This window comes from Ottowia thiooxydans (assembly GCF_040548795.1).
GTDB lineage: Bacteria > Pseudomonadota > Gammaproteobacteria > Burkholderiales > Burkholderiaceae_C > Ottowia > Ottowia thiooxydans_A.
This window is the reverse complement of sequence record NZ_JBEPSH010000018.1, coordinates 13,541-33,624: the sequence shown is the minus strand read 5'-3', so window position 1 is coordinate 33,624 and position 20,084 is coordinate 13,541. Positions and strand designations below refer to the sequence as shown.

At 61.8% G+C, this 20,084-nt stretch carries 17 protein-coding genes; 12 read left to right on the top strand and 5 right to left on the bottom strand.

Going from position 1 to position 20,084, the window contains the following annotated elements:
• Nucleotides 1–17: 17 nt before the first annotated feature.
• From ABIE13_RS27175 to ABIE13_RS27130, 10 genes are all read left to right on the top strand, one after another.
• Nucleotides 18–1,688 (top strand): class I adenylate-forming enzyme family protein, encoded by a 1,671-nt coding sequence (locus ABIE13_RS27175; RefSeq protein ID WP_354449382.1) that lies wholly within the window; start codon nucleotides 18–20, stop codon nucleotides 1,686–1,688.
• Complete coding sequence (locus ABIE13_RS27170; protein WP_354449381.1) at nucleotides 1,689–2,456, top strand: enoyl-CoA hydratase/isomerase family protein; 768 nt, start codon at nucleotides 1,689–1,691, stop codon at nucleotides 2,454–2,456.
• Entirely contained in the window at nucleotides 2,456–3,202 is a 747-nt protein-coding gene (locus tag ABIE13_RS27165; RefSeq protein WP_354449379.1) for an SDR family NAD(P)-dependent oxidoreductase, read from the top strand. Before ABIE13_RS27170 ends, ABIE13_RS27165 begins: the two co-directional genes overlap by 1 nt.
• A gap of 16 nt (nucleotides 3,203–3,218) precedes the next feature.
• Nucleotides 3,219–4,385 (top strand): acyl-CoA dehydrogenase family protein, encoded by a 1,167-nt coding sequence (locus ABIE13_RS27160; RefSeq protein ID WP_354449377.1) that lies wholly within the window; start codon nucleotides 3,219–3,221, stop codon nucleotides 4,383–4,385.
• A 34-nt stretch (nucleotides 4,386–4,419) separates the two neighbouring features.
• Complete coding sequence (locus ABIE13_RS27155; protein ID WP_354449375.1) at nucleotides 4,420–5,295, top strand: 3-hydroxyacyl-CoA dehydrogenase family protein; 876 nt, start codon at nucleotides 4,420–4,422, stop codon at nucleotides 5,293–5,295.
• 2 nt (nucleotides 5,296–5,297) lie between these two features.
• Nucleotides 5,298–5,954, top strand: a complete 657-nt coding sequence (locus ABIE13_RS27150) for a 3-hydroxyacyl-CoA dehydrogenase family protein (RefSeq protein WP_354449373.1) — start codon at nucleotides 5,298–5,300, stop codon at nucleotides 5,952–5,954.
• Nucleotides 5,954–7,072 carry a CaiB/BaiF CoA transferase family protein gene (locus tag ABIE13_RS27145; protein WP_354449371.1) on the top strand — a complete coding sequence of 373 codons (1,119 nt, stop codon included), beginning with the start codon at nucleotides 5,954–5,956 and terminating at the stop codon, nucleotides 7,070–7,072. The genes ABIE13_RS27150 and ABIE13_RS27145 overlap by 1 nt, the downstream gene beginning before the upstream one ends.
• Before the next feature lie 227 nt (nucleotides 7,073–7,299).
• A complete protein-coding gene (locus ABIE13_RS27140) occupies nucleotides 7,300–8,928 on the top strand; it encodes a long-chain-fatty-acid--CoA ligase (RefSeq protein ID WP_354449369.1) in 1,629 nt (542 codons plus the stop codon).
• Between the two features lie 98 nt (nucleotides 8,929–9,026).
• Nucleotides 9,027–11,135, top strand: a complete 2,109-nt coding sequence (locus ABIE13_RS27135) for a 3-hydroxyacyl-CoA dehydrogenase NAD-binding domain-containing protein (protein WP_354449367.1) — start codon at nucleotides 9,027–9,029, stop codon at nucleotides 11,133–11,135.
• Nucleotides 11,136–11,187: 52 nt separating this feature from the next.
• Nucleotides 11,188–12,372, top strand: a complete 1,185-nt coding sequence (locus ABIE13_RS27130) for an acetyl-CoA C-acyltransferase (protein ID WP_354449365.1) — start codon at nucleotides 11,188–11,190, stop codon at nucleotides 12,370–12,372.
• A 35-nt stretch (nucleotides 12,373–12,407) separates the two neighbouring features.
• Here the strand turns inward: ABIE13_RS27130 and ABIE13_RS27125 are convergent, their stop codons facing one another.
• The 3 genes from ABIE13_RS27125 to ABIE13_RS27115 form a co-directional block, all read right to left on the bottom strand.
• Nucleotides 12,408–14,387 carry a hypothetical protein gene (locus tag ABIE13_RS27125; RefSeq protein WP_354449363.1) on the bottom strand — a complete coding sequence of 660 codons (1,980 nt, stop codon included), beginning with the start codon at nucleotides 14,385–14,387 and terminating at the stop codon, nucleotides 12,408–12,410.
• Nucleotides 14,388–14,399: 12 nt separating this feature from the next.
• Nucleotides 14,400–14,819: a type III secretion system chaperone gene (locus ABIE13_RS27120; protein ID WP_354449361.1), complete on the bottom strand. Its 420-nt coding sequence runs from the start codon at nucleotides 14,817–14,819 to the stop codon at nucleotides 14,400–14,402.
• Between the two features lie 289 nt (nucleotides 14,820–15,108).
• Entirely contained in the window at nucleotides 15,109–17,163 is a 2,055-nt protein-coding gene (locus tag ABIE13_RS27115; RefSeq protein ID WP_354449360.1) for a peptidoglycan-binding domain-containing protein, read from the bottom strand.
• A 155-nt stretch (nucleotides 17,164–17,318) separates the two neighbouring features.
• On the opposite strand from ABIE13_RS27115, the gene ABIE13_RS27110 reads away from it, so the two are divergent.
• The gene (locus tag ABIE13_RS27110; protein WP_354449359.1) at nucleotides 17,319–17,771 is read left to right on the top strand and encodes a MarR family winged helix-turn-helix transcriptional regulator; all 453 of its coding nucleotides are present in this window, start codon (nucleotides 17,319–17,321) and stop codon (nucleotides 17,769–17,771) included.
• Between the two features lie 74 nt (nucleotides 17,772–17,845).
• A complete protein-coding gene (locus ABIE13_RS27105) occupies nucleotides 17,846–18,271 on the top strand; it encodes an organic hydroperoxide resistance protein (protein WP_354449357.1) in 426 nt (141 codons plus the stop codon).
• A gap of 147 nt (nucleotides 18,272–18,418) precedes the next feature.
• Here ABIE13_RS27105 and ABIE13_RS27100 read toward each other — a convergent pair whose 3' ends face one another.
• Both ABIE13_RS27100 and ABIE13_RS27095 read right to left on the bottom strand, forming a co-directional pair.
• Entirely contained in the window at nucleotides 18,419–19,390 is a 972-nt protein-coding gene (locus ABIE13_RS27100) for a ParB/RepB/Spo0J family partition protein (RefSeq protein ID WP_354449355.1), read from the bottom strand.
• Nucleotides 19,391–19,520: 130 nt separating this feature from the next.
• Nucleotides 19,521–20,066: an isochorismatase family protein gene (locus ABIE13_RS27095; RefSeq protein WP_354449353.1), complete on the bottom strand. Its 546-nt coding sequence runs from the start codon at nucleotides 20,064–20,066 to the stop codon at nucleotides 19,521–19,523.
• Nucleotides 20,067–20,084 lie beyond the last annotated feature (18 nt).

Genomic DNA, 20,084 nt, shown 5'->3' with positions numbered 1-20,084 from the left:
GTACGCAGACTGGCAACATGAGCAAGATTCTTACCCTGCACGAGCCTCGCGCCGCACGCACGCACTATCTGCACGGAACCTGGGCCGCGGAAACGCTCTATTCTCTGGCGCACAAGCATGCGCAGGAGCACGGCGATGCTTTCGCCCTGCGTGACGCCCAAAGGCGTCTTCGCTGGTCAGAGGTGCTTCAAGAAGCTGACTGCATTGCGCAGGCGTTGGACAACGCTGGCCTGCGCCCGGGCGACCGCGTGTCGGTCTGGCTGCCCAACCGCGCCGAAGTACTGGCGATCTTCCTGGCCTGCTCGCGCATGGGCTACGTGTGCAACCCCTCGCTGCACGAGAACTACACCGTGGCTGAGGTCGTCCAATTGACCCGGCGCATCGGCAGCCGTGCGCTATTCGCGCAGGCCGGTTACGGTGCCGACGCGGCCCTGCACAGCATCTTTGCGAAGCTCGATGCCATGCCCTCCCTCAAGGCCGTTTACGCACTTGAGACCGACGCCCCATCCGCCCTGCCTGAAGGTGCGGCGCCCTTTCCGCGCACATTGGCAACGCCGGCACTGCCCGCGCCCCGCTTCGATGCGGACCAGGTCGTCTACATCGCGTTCACCTCAGGCACCACGGGCGAGCCCAAGGGCGTCATGCACAGCGACAACACGCTTCTGGCGAATGGCCGCCCGATGGTTGCCGACTGGCGCCTCGACGAGCGTACCGTCATTCTCACACTCAGCCCGATGAGCCACCACATCGGGGTCGTGGCCATGAGCCAGTGGCTCGTCGCCGGCTGCGAGTTAGCCGTGACTGACCGGCATTCCGGCATTCAGCCACTTCAGTGGATTGAACAGACAGGTGCGACCTATGTCTTGGGTGTGCCGACCCATGCCATGGACCTGCTGCGCGCGCTGGACGCGCGCGCGCGCCCAGGTTTAGGTCAAGTCTCTGTGTTTTACATGGCCGGAGCGCCCATCCCACGCGAGATCGCCTTGCGACTACTACAACTGGGTATCACACCGCAGAACGTCTACGGCATGACCGAGACCGGCTCGCACCAGTACACAAGGCCTGGCGACGACGTGCAAACGATCTCGGCCACCTGTGGCACGGCTTGCCGGGGCTACGAGGTGCGCCTGTTTCGCCAGGACGACCCCGACATCGAGGTGGCTGCCGGCGAAGTGGGAGAGATCGGCGGACGTGGCGGCGTGCTGATGCTGGGCTACTTTGCCGATCAGCAAGCGACCGAACAATCCTTCAATGCTGGCGGTTGGTTCATGAGTGGTGATCTGGGGCAGTTTGATGCCCAGGGCAATCTGCAAGTGGTGGGCCGCAAGAAGGACCTCATCAACCGCGGTGGCCACAAGATTCACCCGGCCCGTATCGAGGACCTGGCATACCGCCACCCTGAAGTTGCCAAGGCTGCAGCCTTTGCCGTACCCGACGAACGCCTGGGCGAGAAGGTCTGCCTGGCCATCGTGCCAAAGGGCCTCGCGCCCTCTTGCGAATCCCTGCTGTCGCACTTGGCGCGGCTGGGACTGTCGCGCTTTGACATGCCCGAGTACTACGTGGTCGCACCGGAGTTTCCGCTCACGGCCAGCGGCAAGGTGCTCAAGCGCGAACTCGTGGCCTGGGTGGACAGCGGCCGGCTGCAACCCATGGCCGTGCGCCATGCTTCCACCGCATCGGAGAACTAAATGTCGATAGAGCTCGAATTCCGAGACGAACTCGCACTGCTGCGCATCAATCGGCCCGAGGCCCTCAACGCGCTCACCTTCGCATTGATCCGCGACATCGACCGTGCCTTGCACGACGTGGATGCCTCGGCCGCCAGAGCACTGATCGTCACGGGGGCAGGCGAGAAGTCATTCTGCGCTGGCGCCGACATCCCGGAGCTGATGAATCGCTCGCTGGCCGAACAAAAAAGCGGCGCCGAACTCGGCCAGCGCGTGTTCGCCCGCCTCGACCAGCTACGCATCCCGTCGATCGCGATGGTCAACGGCTATGCCTTCGGTGGTGGCTGCGAAATCGCCCTGGCTTGTACTTTCCGTCTGGCCGCACCCAAGGCCCGTTTCGGCCTGCCCGAGATCAAGCTCGGCCTGATCCCGGGGTATGGTGGAACGCAGCGCCTGCCGCGACTGGTGGGCGAAGCGCGCGCCATGGAATTGATCCTGACCGGCCGTACCGTGGACGCTGAAGAAGCCTTGCGCATCGGCCTGGTCAACCGCATTGTGGAAGCCCCGCTGCTAGAAGCGGCCTGCTCATTTGCGCGTGAGTTCACGGGTTACGGGCAATTGGCACTGCAATTCGCGCGCGAGGCCGTACAGCGCGCCGGAAATACCACGCTGGCCGAAGGCCTGCGCGCCGAGGCGGACTTGTCTACGCTCGCCTACCGCACCGCCGATGCCGAAGAAGGCATGCGTGCCTTCATCGAACGACGCCCCGCCCACTTCAAAGGTTGCTGATGTCCACACGTCCTTGCATTGTCGTAACTGGCGCCAGCCGCGGCATTGGCGCTGCCATCTCGGTGCGTCTGGCCGAGGCCGGCTTCACCGTCGCCTGCCTGTCACGCTCAGGCGCTCTACCCACACTGGGCGGCGTTGCCGCGCCTGCATCCGAACTTCTGGTCCCGATGGCTTGTGACATCACGCGTACCGGCGCCATGGTCGAGGCACTGGCCGAGCTGACCCGCCGCGGCCTTCAGATAGGCGGCCTCATCAACAACGCTGGCGTGCACCTGGATGCGCCCGCGGCCAGCGCCTCGCTCGCGCACTATGAAGAGGTCATGTCCACCAACGCCACCTCGGTGTTCCTTGCCTGTCAGGCGGTCTATCCTTACCTGGCTGAGCGTAAGAATGGCTTGATCGTCAACATGGGCTCGTTCTTCGAAAAGCTGGGTGTCAAGCGCAACTTGGCCTACTGTGCATCCAAGGCCGCCGTGGGCGCTATGACGCGATGCTTGGCCGTCGAATGGGCCGGCGACGGTATCCGCGTATTGGCCATTGCACCGGGTTACATCCACACCGACCTGAACCATGAGGCCATGACCGCCGGCCCCCTGCGCGCGTACCTGGACAAGCGCATTCCAGGCAAGCAGCCCGGGACGGCCGACGAGGTCGCCCGCCTGGTCACCGCTTTATTCACGATGGACGTACCGTTCCTGAGCGGCGAGACCATCACCATCGACGGCGCGCAGGGCGTCGCCCACTGAACCGCATTCCAACACCATGACGATTTTTGACCGGCTGGACGCTTCGTTGCGTCTGAACGAAGATGAACAGATGCTGCTCGACAGCGTGCGTGCGCTATGCCGCGATCAGATCGCTCCGCGCGCGGAGCACTACGACCGCAGCGGCGAGTTTCCATGGGAGAACGTGCGCGCCCTCAACGCACTGGGACTGAACGGCATGTTCATTCCAGAAGCCTACGGCGGCACACCGCTGTCGTATACCTGCTACCTGGCCTGTGTGCGCGAAGTCTCCAAAGCATGCGCGGCCACTGGCATTATCTGGGCCACCAACTTCCACGGCATGAAGCCGCTCGTGGAATTCGGTAATGAGGAGCAAAAAGCAAGGCTGTTGCCACGCATAGCCGCTGGCGGCCTGGGCGCGCTTGCCATTACCGAGCCCAACGCCGGCTCGGATGCCACAGGCATGCAGACAAGCTTCCACGAAGACGGCGATCACATCTTCATCGAGGGTGGCAAGACCTTCATCAGCAATGGAGATGTGGCTGACCTGTACTTGGTGTTCGGCAAGTGGGCGGGCATTGACGATCCGAAAAAGTCGATTTCTGCGCTTATCCTGGAGAAGGACACCCCGGGCCTGTCGGTGGTGCGGCTAGAAGACAAAATGGGCACGCGCGCCTCAAGCACCGCCACGCTGGCCTTTGACCGCTGCCGCGTTCCACGCAGCAATCTGCTGGTGGGCCCCGGCGCCGGCCTGAGCATCTTGTTTGCCTCGCTGAACCGCTCGCGTCCAAGCATCGCTGCGCACGCGCTGGGCATCGCGCGCGCAGCGTTTGAGGATGCGGTGGACTACATCAACGAGCGGCGCCAGTCAGGCCGCAAGATCATCGAGTTCCAGGGCATCCAGTTCATGCTGGCCGACTTGGCAGCCGAGCTGGCGCTGTGTGAAGGCTGGCTGTGGCGCATGGCCCAGGCCGTAGACGAGGGCGCTGAGGATTTCGGCATCGAAGCCTCGATCCTGAAGATGCGCGCCACGGATCTGGCCATGCGGATGACCACCGATGCCGTTCAGCTGCTGGGCGGCTACGGGTACTGCAAGGACTTCCGCGTGGAGCGGCTCATGCGCGATGCCAAGATCACCCAGATCTGGGAAGGCACGAACCAGGTCCATCGACAGCTCATCGGCCGCAGCTTCCTGAAGAAGTGAGCACGGCGCCCCCCCCGAAGACAACGGAGAAACCATGAAAGAGATCAAGACTGTCGGCATCGCCGGCTGCGGCACGATGGGCGCTGGCATTGCCATTGTCTGCGCACGTGCAGGCTTTCGCACCCGCGTGTTCGACACCCACGCCGACGCGGTGAAGCGAGCACGTGGTCAGACTGAAGCCTTCCTGCGCAAGTCAGTGGAACGTGGCAAGCTCGCAGCCGAGAAACTGCCGCAGATTATGGACAACTGGCTGGGCACCACCGAGCTCAGCGATCTAGCCGACTGCGACCTCGTTATTGAGGCGGTGTTCGAGAGCCTGCCCGTCAAGCACGAAATCTTCTCTAAGCTGCACACACTTTGCGGTGACGACGCCATCTTCGCGTCGAACACTTCGACCATTTCGATTACCGAAATCGCGGGCGGCTCGGGGCGGCCCGACCGTTTCGTTGGTATGCACTTCTGCCTGCCAGCACAGCTCATGAAACTGGTGGAAATGTCGCCCGGCATTGTGACCAGCGAGGCTACCTTCGAGCGTGCCTGGACTTTCTGTGAAGCATTGGGTCAAAAGCCCGTGCGCACACAAGACACGCCCGGGTTCATTCTTAACTACTTTCTGATCCCGTATCACAACGACGCGATCCGGCTGGTGGAGCAAGGCGTGGCTGAGCCAGCCGACATCGACAAGGCCATGAAGACGGCTTTGGGCTATCCCATGGGCCCAATGGAGCTACTCGATCTAGTTGGCATGGACACACAGCGCCTGCTATGCGAGGCCATGCATGGCCTCACGCATGAACCGCGTGCAGCCTGCCCACCTCTGGTCAAACGCATGATTGCCGCAGGCCACCTGGGCAAGAAGAGCGGTCGCGGCTTCCATAGCTACGGCGACAACAAGATGTTTGGAGCCTGAAGATGTTGAGCTATCAAATCCAAGCTGCCGGCGACAGCCGTTCCTTTCCCACGCCGCACGCGCTGCATGCGGCGGCGGATGCCAAGGGGTCCGGCCTGATCATCACAGGCTGCGATGCTGGGGCGGTCTTCTCGCAGTGCAAGGACTTCGCTGCACGCAGCTTCGTCGCGATTGAGCTGGGCACCGAGTGCCTGGGCGTACACACGGGTGAATCTCGTGGCAAAGAAGGCTCGAATGTGCTGGGCTTCGCGCGCTACCGCCTAGGCGATGCCGAGCCCACCGAACTGGTCGAATTGGTGCGACAGCCTGGCACCTCGGCTGACGCGCTGGCCGCAGCACGCGCCGCCTTCGAGTCGGCGGGCATGGTGGTTGCGGTGTGCTACGACTTTCCCGGTCGCATCGTCGACCGCCTGATCCGTCCTTACTTCAACGCCGCACTGCGTCGCCTGGATGAAAAGCTCGCCACAGCTGACGACCTGGACAAAACCCTGTGCCTAGGCCTGGGCTATCCCGAAGGCCCGATCACCCTGCTCGAACGAACGGGCCTGGTACACCACCACGACGTGAGCGCTGCGTTACATGCCGCGCTCGGCCAGGAATCCTACTCGCCGGCACGCCGGGCACAGGTGGCCAAGCAACGCGTGGAACGCGCGACGTGATGAGCCAGGCCCCTCTCGCCGGAATACGAGTAGTGGACTTCAGCACCCTGCTGCCCGGTCCTATGTGCAGCCTGATGCTGGCCCAGGCCGGTGCACAGGTCGTCAAGGTCGAACGTCCTGAACGCGGCGATGAAATGCGTTCCTATACGCCTCGCTTTGGCAGCGAAAGCGTGAACTTCGCGCTGCTCAACCGCAGCAAGCGCTCGGTCACCCTCGACCTCAAGACGGAGGCCGCGCGTGACCAGGCCATCTCCCTGGTGCGCGAGGCCGATGTGCTGATCGAACAGTTCCGACCCGGCGTAATGGACCGCCTTGGCTTGGGCTACGAGGCCATGCGAGCCATCAATCCCGGCTTGATCTATTGCTCCATCAGCGGTTGGGGTCAGCAAGGTCCACTTGCGAACGTAGCCGCACACGACTTGAACTACCAGGCGGAAACCGGCTTGGTAGGCCTTGCGGCAGGCTCCGATGGCACACCTGGCCTGCCACAGGCCTTGGTAGCCGACATCGCAGGCGGGGCTTACCCAGCCATGATGAACATCATGCTCGCGCTTCGCGCACGGGACAGTGATGGACTGGGTCGTCACCTGGACGTGGCTATGGCGGACAACCTGTTCACGCTGATGTATTGGGGGTTAGGCAACGGCTGGTCCGGCGCGGGCTGGCCTGCGACCAACGATGGCTTGGTGACTGGCGGCACGCCGCGCTACCAGATCTACCGCACGCTCGATGGGCGCTACCTTGCCGCCGCGCCGCTGGAGCAGAAGTTCTGGGAGAGCTTCCTCAACGTGCTGGAAGCGCCGCACCTGCTTGACGACGCGAGAGATCCGCAAGGCACTCGGGCAGCCATCGCGGCCATCATTGCGCAACGAGCCGCCAACGAATGGTTGCAACGCTTCGAAGGGAAGGACGCCTGCGTGTCGCTAGTTCGCTCGTTGGAGGATGCGGTACAACAGCCGCACTTCCAAAACCGTGGGCTGTTCGGACAGCGCGTGGAAGATTCACAAGGGCACGCACTGCCGGCGCTGCCGCTGCCCATTGATGCAAGCTTGTGCACCACCGCATTGCCGACGTTCCCTGCGCTCGGTGAAGGCAACGACACCCTGCTGCCACGTTGATCTGCGCAGGACGGCTGCCTCCATCCAAACGCATTCCCCGGGCAAACGAAACAGGTTCGGAACGAGCACGACGCTGTGTAGCTCGCGCGGACACCGGCCTGGCGCCGTGTCCGCGCATTGCGCACCACGCACTGCCTACGCCTCTGTGCTCCCAGCCAAACACCCCCATCGCGTGGCACGGAGCTTGCACCTCATGACATTGAATCACTAGATACAGGAGGTATTCCATGCGAGGTCTGATGCAAGACTGGCCGCTGCTGTGCCAGCGGATCATCGAACACGCAGCGCGCCAACATGGTGGTCGCCGGATTGTGACGCGCACGCCCGAAGGTCCGATCGAGGTGACGGACTACCTGCAGCTTCACCAGCTCTCACTGCGCATCTCCAAGCGCCTCGCTGCCGAAGGCATCGGCTACGGCGACCGCGTGGGCACGGTCGCCTGGAGCACGGCGCGCCACCTGGCCTGCTGGTATGGCATTGCTGGTCTGGGAGCGGTCTACCACCCGATCAACCCACGGCTGTTCGCCGAACAGATCGCCTACATCATCAACGATGCCCAGGACCGCTTGCTGCTGGTGGACAGCACCTTCGTTTCCATGCTCGAAGGTGTGGCCGACAAGATCCCGGCCGTAGAACGTTTCGTGATCCTGTGCGATCGCGCGCACATGCCGGTCACCACGTTGCGCAACGCGATCAGCTTTGAGGACTGGCTAGCCGGCACCGACGCCGACTTCAGCTGGCCGGTCTTCGACGAAAACACGGGCGCTGCGCTGACGTACACCTCGGGCACCACAGGCCAGCCCAAGGGCGTGCTGTATTCCCACCGCTCGATTACGCTGATGTCACTCACGGGCACCGCGCCTGACATGTACGCCTTTTCTTCGCACGACGTGGTGCTGCAGGTCATCCCCATGAGCCATGCCAATGGCTGGTCCTGGCCCTTCTCAGCGCCGATGACTGGCGCTGGCTTGGTCTTCCCAGGCGCGAAGTTGGATGCCGAATCGCTGCTGGAACTGATTCAAGCCGAACGGGTGACCATGAGCGGCGGCGTGCCCACCGTGTGGCAGACAATTTTGAGCCACTGTGCGGCCAAAGGGGTGAGGCTCGATAGCCTTCAGCGCGTGTACGTGGGCGGCTCGGCCTGCTCCCGCGCGCTGCTCGAAGAGCTGCAAAAGCACGGCGTCGAAGTACGCTCAGGTTTTGGCATGACCGAGATGGGCCCGATGTCGGGCATCGGCTCACACATTCCCGAGACCCTCCATCTGCCGCCCGAACAGGAAATGGCAATTCGCCAGAGCCAAGGCCGCGCGCCCTTCCTGGTCGAATACAAGCTAGTCAACGATACCGACGAAGTGCAGCCCTGGGACGGGCGCAGCCAAGGTCACTTGCGCGCACGCGGCCCCTGCATCGCCGGAGCCTACTTCGGCAAACCCGCGGGAAGCGCGCTAGATTCAGATGGCTTCTTCGACACCGGGGACATTGCCGTGATCGACAAACTCGGCTTCGTGCACTTGACCGATCGCGCCAAGGACCTCGTGAAATCCGGCGGTGAGTGGATCTCGTCGATTGACCTGGAGAACCACGCGATGAGCTTTCCCGGCGTCAAGGAGACCGCAGTGGTTGGTATTACCCACCCCAAGTGGGATGAACGACCGCTGCTGCTGGTCGTGCCCCAGCCGGGCGTGCTGATCAATAAGCAGGCCATGCTCGACTTTCTCGCTACTCGCGTTGCTAACTGGTGGCTACCCGATGACGTCGTGACGGTGCCCGAAATCCCTCACACGGCCACTGGAAAAATCAACAAGGCCGCCATACGCCAAGCCTACGCCAGTCACTACACGCCCGGACCCGCTTGACTCATTTCACACCCACGCGCCTACATCCCGGGCGTCCCGGCGTTCGTGCGCGAAAAGTGTGATTGCCCCATTGCCAACCCTCCATTTGCCCGAAAAAAATGAACCCTACCGTCACCTTGAACGAACACGATGGTATCGCCATCCTGTGCATTGATGCACCGCCTGTCAATGCGCTCTCACTCGCGATCGTGGCTCGTCTGCGCGACGAAGTGCGCCGTTTTGCCGCGAACGCTCAGCTGCAAGCCCTGGTTATCTGCGCTGCCGGCCGCACCTTCGTTGCCGGCGCCGACGCCCGTGAGTTTTCCAAGCCGGACTTCACTCACGAGTCCTTTGGCGACCTCATGCGCGAGGTCGAAGCGCTGGACCGCCCGGTAGTGGCCGCGCTACATGGAACTGCGCTAGGCGCCGGACTGGAGCTGGCGCTGGCGTGCCACTGGCGCGTGGCTGCACCTGGCACGCGCATGGGGTTGCCCGAGGTGCTGCTCGGCGTGCTCGCAGGTGCAGGCGGTACACAGCGCCTGCCGCGCCTGGTTGGCGCGGAGCTCGCGCTGGACCTGATGCTCAGCGGCCGCCAGATCGGCGCCGATGATGCGTTGAAGGCCGGCCTGATTGATGCCGTCGTGAGCGGCGAACCCCAGGACGTCGGTAGCAGCTTCGCACGCACGCTGGTCGAGCGCGGTGCCAAGCCGCTTCGCACACGCGACCGTGCTTTGCCCACGCCGGGCGTCGAAGAAGTGCTGAGCCAAGCCCGAGCGCAGGTAAACAAAAGGGCCGCGTACCCGGCGCCGCAGCGCATCGTGCAATGCGTGGAAGCGGCGGTTCACCTTCCCTTCGAGGAAGGCATGGCCGTGGAGTCACAGCTGTTCGACGAATGCCGTCGCTCCAGTGTCTCCGGCGCGCTGCGCCACCTTTTCTTTGCCCAACGTGAAGCCGCAAGACTGCCCGGAATCGACAACTCGGTGCGCCCGCGCGCCATCACGAAAGTTGGCGTGGTGGGTGCGGGCACCATGGGCGGCGGTATTGCGATGAACTTCGCGAACGCCGGGATCGCCACCGTGATTGTCGAGAACAATGAGGTAGCGCTGGAGCGTGGCCTCGCCCGCATTCGCGACAACTACCAGATCACCGCAGCCAAGGGCAAGTTGAGCAGCCAGGACGTGGAAACCCGCATGGGGTTGCTGCAAGGCGCACTCTCCTTCGATGCGCTAGCCGATTGCGACCTCGTCATCGAAGCGGTATTTGAGAACCTTGAGATCAAGCGAGATGTCTGCGAGCGGCTGGGTCGGATATGCAAACCCGGCGCCATCATCGGCTCTAACACCTCGACCTTGGACATCGACCTGCTCGCAGAGGCCAGTGGCCGTCCGGCTGACTTCCTGGGATTGCACTTTTTCAGCCCCGCCAATGTCATGAAGCTGCTGGAGGTCGTGCGCGGCGCTGGCACGGCACCCGACGTGCTGGTCACTGCCATGCATATTGCGCGCACCATCGGCAAAGTGCCGGTCGTCTCCGGAGTTTGCTATGGCTTCATCGGCAATCGCATGCTGGAGAGCTATCTGCGTGAGGCCGACTTCCTGCTCATGGAAGGCGCTTCGCCCGCGCAGATCGACCGCGCCATCGAAGCACTGGGCCTGGCCATGGGTCCGTGTCGCATGCTGGATATGGCCGGTACCGACGTGGCGGGCAAAATCGTGCTTGAGCGCGCCAAGGCCGGTAGCCTACCCGCGGACCCGAGCTACCGCGCTGTAGTCGTGCGGCTGCTTGAATCCGGCCGCCATGGCCAGAAGACTGGCGCCGGCTACTACCGCTACGAGGGTCGCACTCCAACCGACGACCCCGGGTTCACGACAATGTGCGAGGAACTCGCACGACAGCATGGCATTGCTCGGCGCAGCGAGATCAGCGACGCCGAGATCGTGCAGCGCTGCCTGTACCCGCTCATCAACGAAGGCGCCTGCATTCTCGAGGAAGGGATTGCCTACCGCGGTGGCGATGTGGATGTCGTCTGGGCCCAGGGTTATGGCTTTCCCGACCACCAGGGCGGCCCCCTGTTCATGGCCGACCAACTGGGCCTGCCGCACATTGTTCAAACACTGCAGCACTATGGCGAAAGTCGAGGCAATGCCTTTGGCTACTGGAACATCAGCGCACTGCTGCGGGGCCTGGCCCTGGAGGGCGGGCGCCTGAGCGAACAACGCGCGCCTTAACACCAACGTCTCGCCTTCCATTTCAATCCACTCATTCAATTCCGGAGTCACCATGAGAGAAGCCGTCATCGTATCCACCGCACGCTCGCCCATTGGCCGTGCGTTCCGTGGTTCACTCAACAACATCAAATCGCCCACGCTGATGGGCCACAGCATTGAGCATGCCGTGGCGCGCGCCAGGATCGATAGCGCCGAAATCGACGACGTCATCGTCGGCACCGTTCTGACTGCAGGCACCGCTGGGATGAACATCGGTCGCCATGCTGCGCTGGCCGGTGGTCTGCCGGTCAGCGTCGCCGCGCAAACTATCGAGCGCCAGTGCGCTTCGGGCCTCATGGCGATCGCCACCGGTGCCAAGCAAATCGTGCTGGACGGCATGGACGTCGTCGTGGCTGGCGGTCAAGAAAACATCTCAGCGGTTCAGAACGTCTACTACGAGCTTGCCGGTGCCGCGCAAGACCCGAACGTCATCGCTGCCTGCCCGAGCGTCTACATGCCGATGCTGCAAACGGCCGAGTTCGTTGCCAAAAAGTACAAGGTCTCCAGAGAGGCGCAGGATCTCTACGCGCTGCAATCACAGCAACGCACTGCCGCAGCCCAGGCTGCCGGCCGTTTCAATGATGAAATCGTGCCCATCCGCGCCTCGATGGCGGTGACGGACAAGGAAACCGGTGCAGTGAGCTATCGCGATGTTGAGCTGCGTCAGGACGAAGGCAACCGTCCGCAGACCACTTACGAGTCGCTGGCCCAGCTCAAGCCAGTCATTGAAGACGGCACCGTGACGGCCGGCAACGCTAGCCAACTGTCCGATGGTGCATCGGCATGCGTGCTCATGGACCGCCGCCTGGCTGAAAAGCGGGACCTCACGCCCCTTGGAATTTACCGCGGTATCGCCGTAGCCGGCTGCGCGCCAGAAGAGATGGGCATCGGTCCCATTTACGCTGTGCCCAAGTTGCTCAAGCAGCACGGTCTGAAGGTGTCGGACATCGGTTTGTGGGAACTGAACGAAGCCTTTGCCGTTCAAGCCCTGTACTGCCGTGATCACTTGGGTATAGACCCTCAGCTGTTCAACGTGGACGGCGGCGGCATCTCGGTTGGACACCCCTATGGCATGACTGGAGCGCGCCTGACCGGCCATGCGCTACTCGAAGGCAAGCGTCGGGGTGCTCGCTATGTCGTCGTGACGATGTGCATCGGCGGGGGCATGGGGGCTGCCGGACTATTCGAGATCTGCTGAAACCTATCCCCTACCCGTACGCCTTACTCGCTGCCCTATGCCTGCGCCAAACCCTGCCTCATGAAACGCAGCTGGGACCAGTTCTCTGCCCCCATGATGTGCGCTTCAGTCAGCTTTTGGAGTCTCTTTTTCATCGCGATTTGCAAATGCAGCGCCTCCTGCTGACGTTGCAAGGCCACGTTGGAGGTTTCTGAAAAATCAGCCTCACCTGGCTGTTGCAAGCCAATCTCCGTGGGGCTGGTGGACGATTCCAGCTCTTTCCAGATGCCACCGGCGTTGCCCAGGGGAGCATAGACATGCGCGACAGGATCTTCGACGAAGCTCATGCGCAGGCGAAGCTGGTCGTTGTCGCCGAGCTCTTGCTCGAATTGCATGCAGCTTGCGCCTTGCGGAAAACCAGCGCCATGGTCGTCGATGTTCAAGACACCCAGTGGTGCACGGCCATCGCTCACGGCAGCCATGGTGCCGGAGTAGGCCACTGGTACGCTGGTCAGGAATCCGTAGAGCTTTCCATCAGGATCGCTGACCGTGATGGAACCGCCGTCGTCAGCAGTGCTCTCCTTATGAGCCTCGATCTCGAGATACCAACTCAGCGCGCGCGCGAGAGTCAGGCTCGCTGGGATTGCTCCGTGGGCGTTGACCTGGACTTCAAGGTAAACCGGTTTGGGGTTGTTCCGAATGAGGTATGCCAAGTTGGCTCCCATCTGGGCTTGGCGCGCCACGCTTTCGGCTGTCCGATTTCTGCCTGACCCATGGTAGCGAGCCCGGCGGGTCGCGTTTGCGACGTCGCGGTGTTCGATGAGACATTCCCTGACGGTGGGAATGAGCGGTCTCGCCAACACTTCAACCTGCGACTGGTATTGCACCAGGAAGGCCTGTTCCTGCTTGTCTGCCCGCCTGCGCGCACAGGCTCGGCGGACCACATCGGGCAGCCCGGTCAAGAGCCCACCAATAATCGACAAGCTGCGGACAATGGGCGAAAAGAAGGATACAAACGCCGCCTTCGCCTGCCTGAACGCACGCAAGAGTTTCTGGCCCGTGCCCCCAGATCCCAACAGAAGCTCAAGGCTGGGATCATTGGGGCCTCGCTCACTCAATACAGCCTCTATTTGCTCGCTTTGAGCAGTCAGTTGTTTTATGTGCTTTTGATTTTCTTGCGCGACCACATTCGCAATGTCGCTCAAAGGCTCACGCCTTTTTTCCTGTCCTTCCAACTCAGCCAGTCTCCTCACCCTATCCCCAAGGACTGGCATGCTGGTTCTGACTCGGTGTTTGAAGGCCTCTTCGTTCACGGTCTGAGGAAGCTGCGTGATCGTGGTGTAGGCCTGGCTCAGCGCCAGCCCTCCCCCCAAGAGGTGCACACCATGCACTGCCACCCCGCCCACGAAATAGGAGGCGAAGAACCCAGCCACTGAAGTCGCTACGATGATAGCGCCCACTCTGGTGCCAGAGTTGATCACCTGTCCCACCGTGGACTGAAAGCCAATCCCCACGTCCCACCACGACAGGGCGTTGCGTCGCGCCGCCGCATTCGAGCTAGCGAGACTACCGCTGCCCTCAAAGTAGCCGATGCCGCTCCGAATACCAATGCTACGAAAATCCGCGTCCAGTTCGGCCTCCAGCTTCGCGCTGTGGTGGAGGCTGCGCAGAAGCTGAATGAGAAGTTTCCCCTGGCTGAGAATTTGTTCTTCGATGTCTGCCATCTCCTCACGGGCCAACTCCGCCGCGCTCATTCCGCTGCGCGAAGGCACTGCACTGAATGTGGATATGAAGTTCTTTTCGCTTTCAGCATCCAGGATTTTCACTGGCCTCGTGCAAGGCAGCAGGCTTTTGCACCAGGTAGCCCAATCAAGCGGGGCAAGGCTCGGGCCCTCCTGGGATGGGGCCTGGGTTTCAACGCTTACTGAGATCTCTCGGCCCCCTGATTCCGCAGTGCCGGGTGAGTCCGCGTTTTTCGGCGAAATGGGCCTGGTAGGCGCGATCGCCCCTTGAAGCTGATATTCATTGACTGGCATGAACGACCTCTTTCAAACCATTTGCAACTGAGGCATGACCTTGCCTCTTACAACTTCGCGCCACATCATGGCCACGGTCGAAAATGCCTGCAACGCAGCAGACAAGGAGGCTGCGTCTGTCAATTCCAATGGCAGGCGGGCGCACAAAAGCACCACGCCTGTGCCCGCCTGCAGACCCAGCGTGCAGCCTCCGGTACCGACCCAAAGGCCATTGGCCTCCAGCATGAGCTGCATCAATTGCGTTTTGTCGACGCCTGCAGATGGATGTCCCAGGCTCGCAAAGAAGGCGATATCTCCCGTGTCTTCGTCGCCTTCAGGCGCCAGAGCAATCTCGAGGTCGGCGAATACGATCTCCTGGTTGGTCAGAAACTCCTCCACCGGCAATCCGGTGTGGCGTGCATAGTCTTGAAGTAGCGCGCTGTAGCGTGTCACGGTTCGATGTCCCCAAACAAAGCGGAAATGCCTCCAGGCGTCAGAAACGCCTTAGGAATGAAGCAAAAAACATTCTTTCTTTAGTAACCGCAGCGAGAAGTCGGTTCCATGCGATGGCCGACGCTGGCCGATGCGGTCCGCATCAGCCAACTTCTCAGACATTCAAAAGACGCGCCCGCTCAAGCCAGAGAAGACAAAGGCCAAAGATGCGTGACAGCCGGCGCTCCGTTTGCAGCCCTAGCTGCAAGGCCCGAAGAGCGCTCTGCGTCCGGAGGCACGGTCTGCTGGCTTACTGGGGGGCTACACCAAGACCGCGAACTGTTTCCACGTCAAGATAGCCATTGACAGGCAAGCCCCTCGCTTGCTGGTAGCGGGCGACGGCATCCAGCGTGGACTGGGCCAAAATTCCGGTTGCAGGGTCTGGATGAAAGCCTGCAGCCTGGAGTGCACGCTGGATCTCCGTGACCTTCTCCGGCGATGTATTGGTTTCGCACAGCACGGCGCGGCGGTCCTCGTGGGCCTCGGCCACTTTGACCTGCCAGGTCAGATGATCATATTGCGCAGGTACGTCCACCCAGCGCGTGGTGGCCGGCTGGTCCACGACCTGACGAGTCTCTGTCCGGTAGACGGCGGGCACGATCTCCTCACGCAGGGTGGCGGGCCGGTCCACCACCTGGCGCGCAAACGTTTGCGTGAGTGCTGGTACGGGTACGGTGCGCAGGTGGGCTGGTTGCAGCAGCTCGCGCTTGACCACCGTCAGCACTTCACCGGGCACTGCGATTTGACGCGTGGACTCTGGTGTGTCGATGACCTGTCTGGCGACCATTTTGAAAGTCGCAGGGACGGGCACTGATTCGGTCATTGCGGGCTTCACCTGGACCCGTTTTTTGATGGTGCGGTAGGCTGCAGGCACGTCAATGATGCGTACGCTGGCAGGTTGATCCACCACATAGCGGCTGACGTTTCGGTAGTCTGCGGCAATGCGCACTTCACGCACCCAGGCGTCCGCCGTCACGGCGCGGTCAAGCGCTGATCCCGCCTGTCCCGACACGGCAGAAGCCCTCAGCATGCGCTCTCCGGCCGGGGTAGCGCGCGGCTCGCCGCTGGCGTCTATTTGAAAGCCGAGCTTACGCGCGCGTTCAAGATCAAGCTCGTATCTGTACACGTTCTGGTAGACCGCTGGAATCGAGTCCACCCGTTGCCCGGCAGGTCGATCGATCACCTGGCGTGTGACCGACTTGTATTCAGCTGGCACCACAACTTCACTGGTGGTGGCCGCCGCTTTCAACACCTGTCGTGTCACGCTCTGGTATTGCGCTGGTATCTCAACCAGGCACATGACATCGTCTTCCAGTTGCGCATTGTCCGAGGCCGTAGCGCCTGGATCGATGACGCCGCGGGAGACGCCTCCCGTCGCCGCGGGCACCAGGGACTGTCCTGCACCCAGGGCGTGGCCCTCAAAGCGTCCTTGTGAATCCACCACAAAACCACGCAGCGGCACCACCTGCACGGCCTGGCCAACCCAGGCTCGGCCTCTGCGCCATTCACGATATGGTTCACTGACCTTGACCTGTTCCGTCACGATTTGATAGGCCGCCGGGATTTCGACCTGTCGCGTCGTCGCGGCACGCACCTCGACTTGCTCAACTTCTGTGCGCATGAGTGCCGGCAAAGGTACAACCCGGGTGGTTGCTTCGCTGCGCAAACGCGGCTCGGCAACCTGGCGCACGGGCATGCGCACGGGCACATACTGCACTACCTCCGGCCGCACCAGTACGCGATCGACTTCCGTACGGTAGCTTGGAGGAATCGTTTCGGTACGTGTGGTCGCAGGGTTGATCAGGACCTGCTCTTCTATTTCTTCGTAGACCGGAGGGATGACCCGTGTGATGGTGTGTTCAGGCACGTCCACGACGCGCACCATCTCTGTACGGTAGGTGGCTGGAAGCACTTCGATGCGGGTCGCTGCTTCTCGCGTGATGAGTTGTTCCGTGGTGGTCTTGAAAGTGGGCGCCAGCGGCTCCTCACGCGTGCCGGCAGGCCGAACCACCACGTCTTCCGTCACAGTACGAAGGGTGGGCGGTACAGGCACCTGGCGGCGTATTTCCGGGCTGACCAGCACCTGCTCGGTGATAGTCTTGTAAGTGGCAGGTACCAGCTCTTCGCGGCGCGTAGCCGGTGCCACCAAGACGCGCTCAGTCCGGGTTTCGAAACGTGCTGGCGTCAGGATGGTGGCGAAACATTCGTTGGGCGACGCAGCGTGCACACCACTAGCGAGCGTCAAGCCACCTGCACACAGAAGCGCTGCGCGCGCGATGACTCGAATTTTTGCGGGCTTGCTCATGGCGTTACAGGTCACAACAGAGATGCTCGGAGATTACGACATATTGCTTGCATGCTGCTCCATCGGAACAAAATATTGACGGCACCCAGACGAGGCGTGTTGACTGACCGTTAAATTACATTGCACACAATTTAATTTGACGCTACAATTCATCCATGCCCGAGACCACCATCCCCGCCGACGATCTGCTCAAGCTGGACAACCAGTTGTGCTTCGCCCTGTACTCGACCTCTCTGGCGATGACCAAGCTCTATAAGCCTTTGCTCGACTCTCTTGGCCTGACCTACCCGCAGTATCTGGTCATGCTGGCGCTGTGGGAAGAAGATGGACAGATGGTCTCCGCCCTGGGGCAGCGGCTCTCGCTGGATTCGGGCACGCTCACGCCATTGCTCAAGCGCCTGCAGGCATCAGGCCTGGTCTCCAGAATTCGCGATGCCGCTGATGAGCGCCGTGTGCACATCGTCCTGACGGCTGAAGGCCGCCGGCTCAAGGCCAAAGCTGTGCAGGTACCTCAGTGCGTGCTGGCTGCCACCACACGCTCCATAGATGACTTGGTCAACCTCACGCAACAGTTGCGTGGGTTGCGCGAACAGATCAAGGCGGCTTGAAACTCGGGGCCTGCCTCCTCTATTTTTCTCCCGCTTCATTCGAAGCATTTTTCACCACCACTGAAGGAACGACCATGACCACCCAACTCGACAAAGTTCTGTATACCGCTCAAGCCCACACCACTGGCGGGCGCGAAGGCACTGGCAAGACCAGCGACGGCGCGCTGGAAGTCACGCTCAGCTCACCCGGCACCAACAAGCCAGGCACCAACCCGGAGCAGCTCTTCGCAGTGGGCTACGCAGCTTGCTTCATCGGAGCCATGAAAGCCGTAGGCCCCAAGATTGGCGTGAAGGTTCCGGACGACGTGGCGATTGACTCCAATGTTTCCCTGGGCCCAACCAACGGCGGCGCGGCCTACGGTATTGCGGTGAAACTGACGATCACCCTGCCTGGCTTGGACGCAGACACCAAGAAAAAGCTGGTGGACACTGCTCACCAAGTGTGCCCCTACTCCAACGCCACCCGCGGCAACATCCCAGTTGAACTGGTGATCGCCTAAAAGAGAAATGGCCCCCACGCTTCCCCATTCCATGGGGTCCGCTGCCCCAAGGGGGCTTTTTCATCTTGGGAGCGACCCGAGCGCTCAGAACTGAAAAGGTTCTAGAGCGCTTTTTTTGAGTTTCCGCCCTAGGGCTGGGGCTGGGGGCTAGGATTGGCCGCGCAGTCGGTCAATCAGTCCGTTCAACTCTTCCAGTGAACCGAAATGAATGGCCAGTTCACCCGCCTGCTCCAGCTTGCCGGCGCGTTTTGTTTTCTTCTTGATCCGCACTTCAACCTGCGCCATCAGCAGATCCGACAGATCTTCTTCCACCCGGCGAACGTCGCCCGATTTTTCCGCTGGTCCGCCCGCTTTGCGGGAAGCCGTGAGGTTGAATTCGGCTCCCAGGCGCTTGACCAGACTCTCGGTCTCCCGCACGGACATTTTCTTGGCATTGACCTGATTGGCCGCCGTGATCTGCGCTGCGCCTTCCAGTGACAGCAACGCGCGGGCGTGCCCCATGTCGATATCGCCCGCCATGAGCATGGTCTGCACGGGCTCTGCCAGCGCCAGCAAGCGCAGCAGATTGCTGGCTGCACTGCGGCTGCGGCCCACCGCCTTGGCCGCCTGTTCGTGGGTAAGCGAGAACTCATTCACCAGACGCTGCAAGCCCTGGGCTTCTTCCAGCGGGTTGAGATCTTCGCGCTGGATGTTTTCGATGAGGGACATCGCGGCGGCGGCTTCGTCCGGCACTTCACGCACCAGGACAGGCACTTCCGTAAGGCCAGCCAGGCGGGCAGCGCGAAAACGCCTTTCGCCCGCGATAATTTCATAGCTTGCTCCTGAATCAGGAGCATCAGAGTCTTTATTGGCGGAATTCCTGGCGCTTTCACCGAGCTTGCGGACCAGGATGGGCTGCATGATGCCTTGCGACCTGATCGACTCCGCAAGTTCGTACAAGGCACCTTCGTCCATGCGCGTGCGGGGCTGGTACTGGCCCGCGCGCATGTCTGACAGGGACAGCATCATGGGGGTGCCCGCGGGCGTTGCCGGCGTACTGTCAGCACCTCCGAGCGACAGGCTGGGGCCGAGCAAGGCATCGAGGCCGCGGCCTAAGCCTTTGGGTTTTTTAGTGACCATTTAACTGAACCTGTGTGGAATGCGGTTGCGCGTGCATGAGTGCTGCGCGAGGCGCAACTATACCTAGGACTGAGCTATCCCCATGCTGGCAGAGCTTTTGGACGCTGCTGGCCATACGGTAGCTACCGGCTCAAGCGGGCTGTAGCGCGCGCAAAAGCGCTTGGGTAGGCCAGGTCTGCACGCGAGGGCCAAAGCTGGAAATCGCGGTCAGCGTGGCATTGTGGTGAGCGATGACTTGTGCGGGCGTCAGCACGAGATTGCCTGCAGACGTATGGGCGTCCTGGGCGAGGATAACGGGCCAGCCCAATGCCAAAGCACGCCGGCAAGTGGTGTCTACGCAGAACTCCGTGTGCATGCCGCAGACGATCAAAGTGTCTATGGAGTGCTTTTTCAACAGAGCATCCAGATCGGTGCGGTTGAAGGCATCCGGCGTGGTTTTGCGGATGCGGTGGTCCGCTGCGTCTATGTCGTGCCCTTGGGCGATTTCCCAACCGGGTGTGTCGGCACGCAGCTCCCCTGCATCTTCATGCTGCACCCAGATTACAGGGGCGCCTGCTGCGCGGGCAGCTTTGGCCAGGGCGTTGATGCGTTGGATGATGGCGCTGCAGTCCAGGGGGGTTGCGGAGCCCTGGCAGAGGGCTTGCTGCATGTCGATGATCAGGAGGGCTGGGGTCATGGGGGCTTTCTGGATGCT

Bases quoted from the DNA above. Each gene is read 5' to 3' on its own strand.
- ABIE13_RS27175 (WP_354449382.1), top strand. From the start codon at position 18: ATGAGCAAGATTCTTACCCTGCACGAGCCTCGCGCCGCACGCACGCAC.
- ABIE13_RS27170 (WP_354449381.1), top strand. From the start codon at position 1,689: ATGTCGATAGAGCTCGAATTCCGAGACGAACTCGCACTGCTGCGCATC.
- ABIE13_RS27165 (WP_354449379.1), top strand. From the start codon at position 2,456: ATGTCCACACGTCCTTGCATTGTCGTAACTGGCGCCAGCCGCGGCATT.
- ABIE13_RS27160 (WP_354449377.1), top strand. From the start codon at position 3,219: ATGACGATTTTTGACCGGCTGGACGCTTCGTTGCGTCTGAACGAAGAT.
- ABIE13_RS27155 (WP_354449375.1), top strand. From the start codon at position 4,420: ATGAAAGAGATCAAGACTGTCGGCATCGCCGGCTGCGGCACGATGGGC.
- ABIE13_RS27150 (WP_354449373.1), top strand. From the start codon at position 5,298: ATGTTGAGCTATCAAATCCAAGCTGCCGGCGACAGCCGTTCCTTTCCC.
- ABIE13_RS27145 (WP_354449371.1), top strand. From the start codon at position 5,954: ATGAGCCAGGCCCCTCTCGCCGGAATACGAGTAGTGGACTTCAGCACC.
- ABIE13_RS27140 (WP_354449369.1), top strand. From the start codon at position 7,300: ATGCGAGGTCTGATGCAAGACTGGCCGCTGCTGTGCCAGCGGATCATC.
- ABIE13_RS27135 (WP_354449367.1), top strand. From the start codon at position 9,027: ATGAACCCTACCGTCACCTTGAACGAACACGATGGTATCGCCATCCTG.
- ABIE13_RS27130 (WP_354449365.1), top strand. From the start codon at position 11,188: ATGAGAGAAGCCGTCATCGTATCCACCGCACGCTCGCCCATTGGCCGT.
- ABIE13_RS27125 (WP_354449363.1), bottom strand. From the start codon at position 14,387: ATGCCAGTCAATGAATATCAGCTTCAAGGGGCGATCGCGCCTACCAGG.
- ABIE13_RS27115 (WP_354449360.1), bottom strand. From the start codon at position 17,163: ATGAGCAAGCCCGCAAAAATTCGAGTCATCGCGCGCGCAGCGCTTCTG.
- ABIE13_RS27110 (WP_354449359.1), top strand. From the start codon at position 17,319: ATGCCCGAGACCACCATCCCCGCCGACGATCTGCTCAAGCTGGACAAC.
- ABIE13_RS27105 (WP_354449357.1), top strand. From the start codon at position 17,846: ATGACCACCCAACTCGACAAAGTTCTGTATACCGCTCAAGCCCACACC.
- ABIE13_RS27100 (WP_354449355.1), bottom strand. From the start codon at position 19,390: ATGGTCACTAAAAAACCCAAAGGCTTAGGCCGCGGCCTCGATGCCTTG.
- ABIE13_RS27095 (WP_354449353.1), bottom strand. From the start codon at position 20,066: ATGACCCCAGCCCTCCTGATCATCGACATGCAGCAAGCCCTCTGCCAG.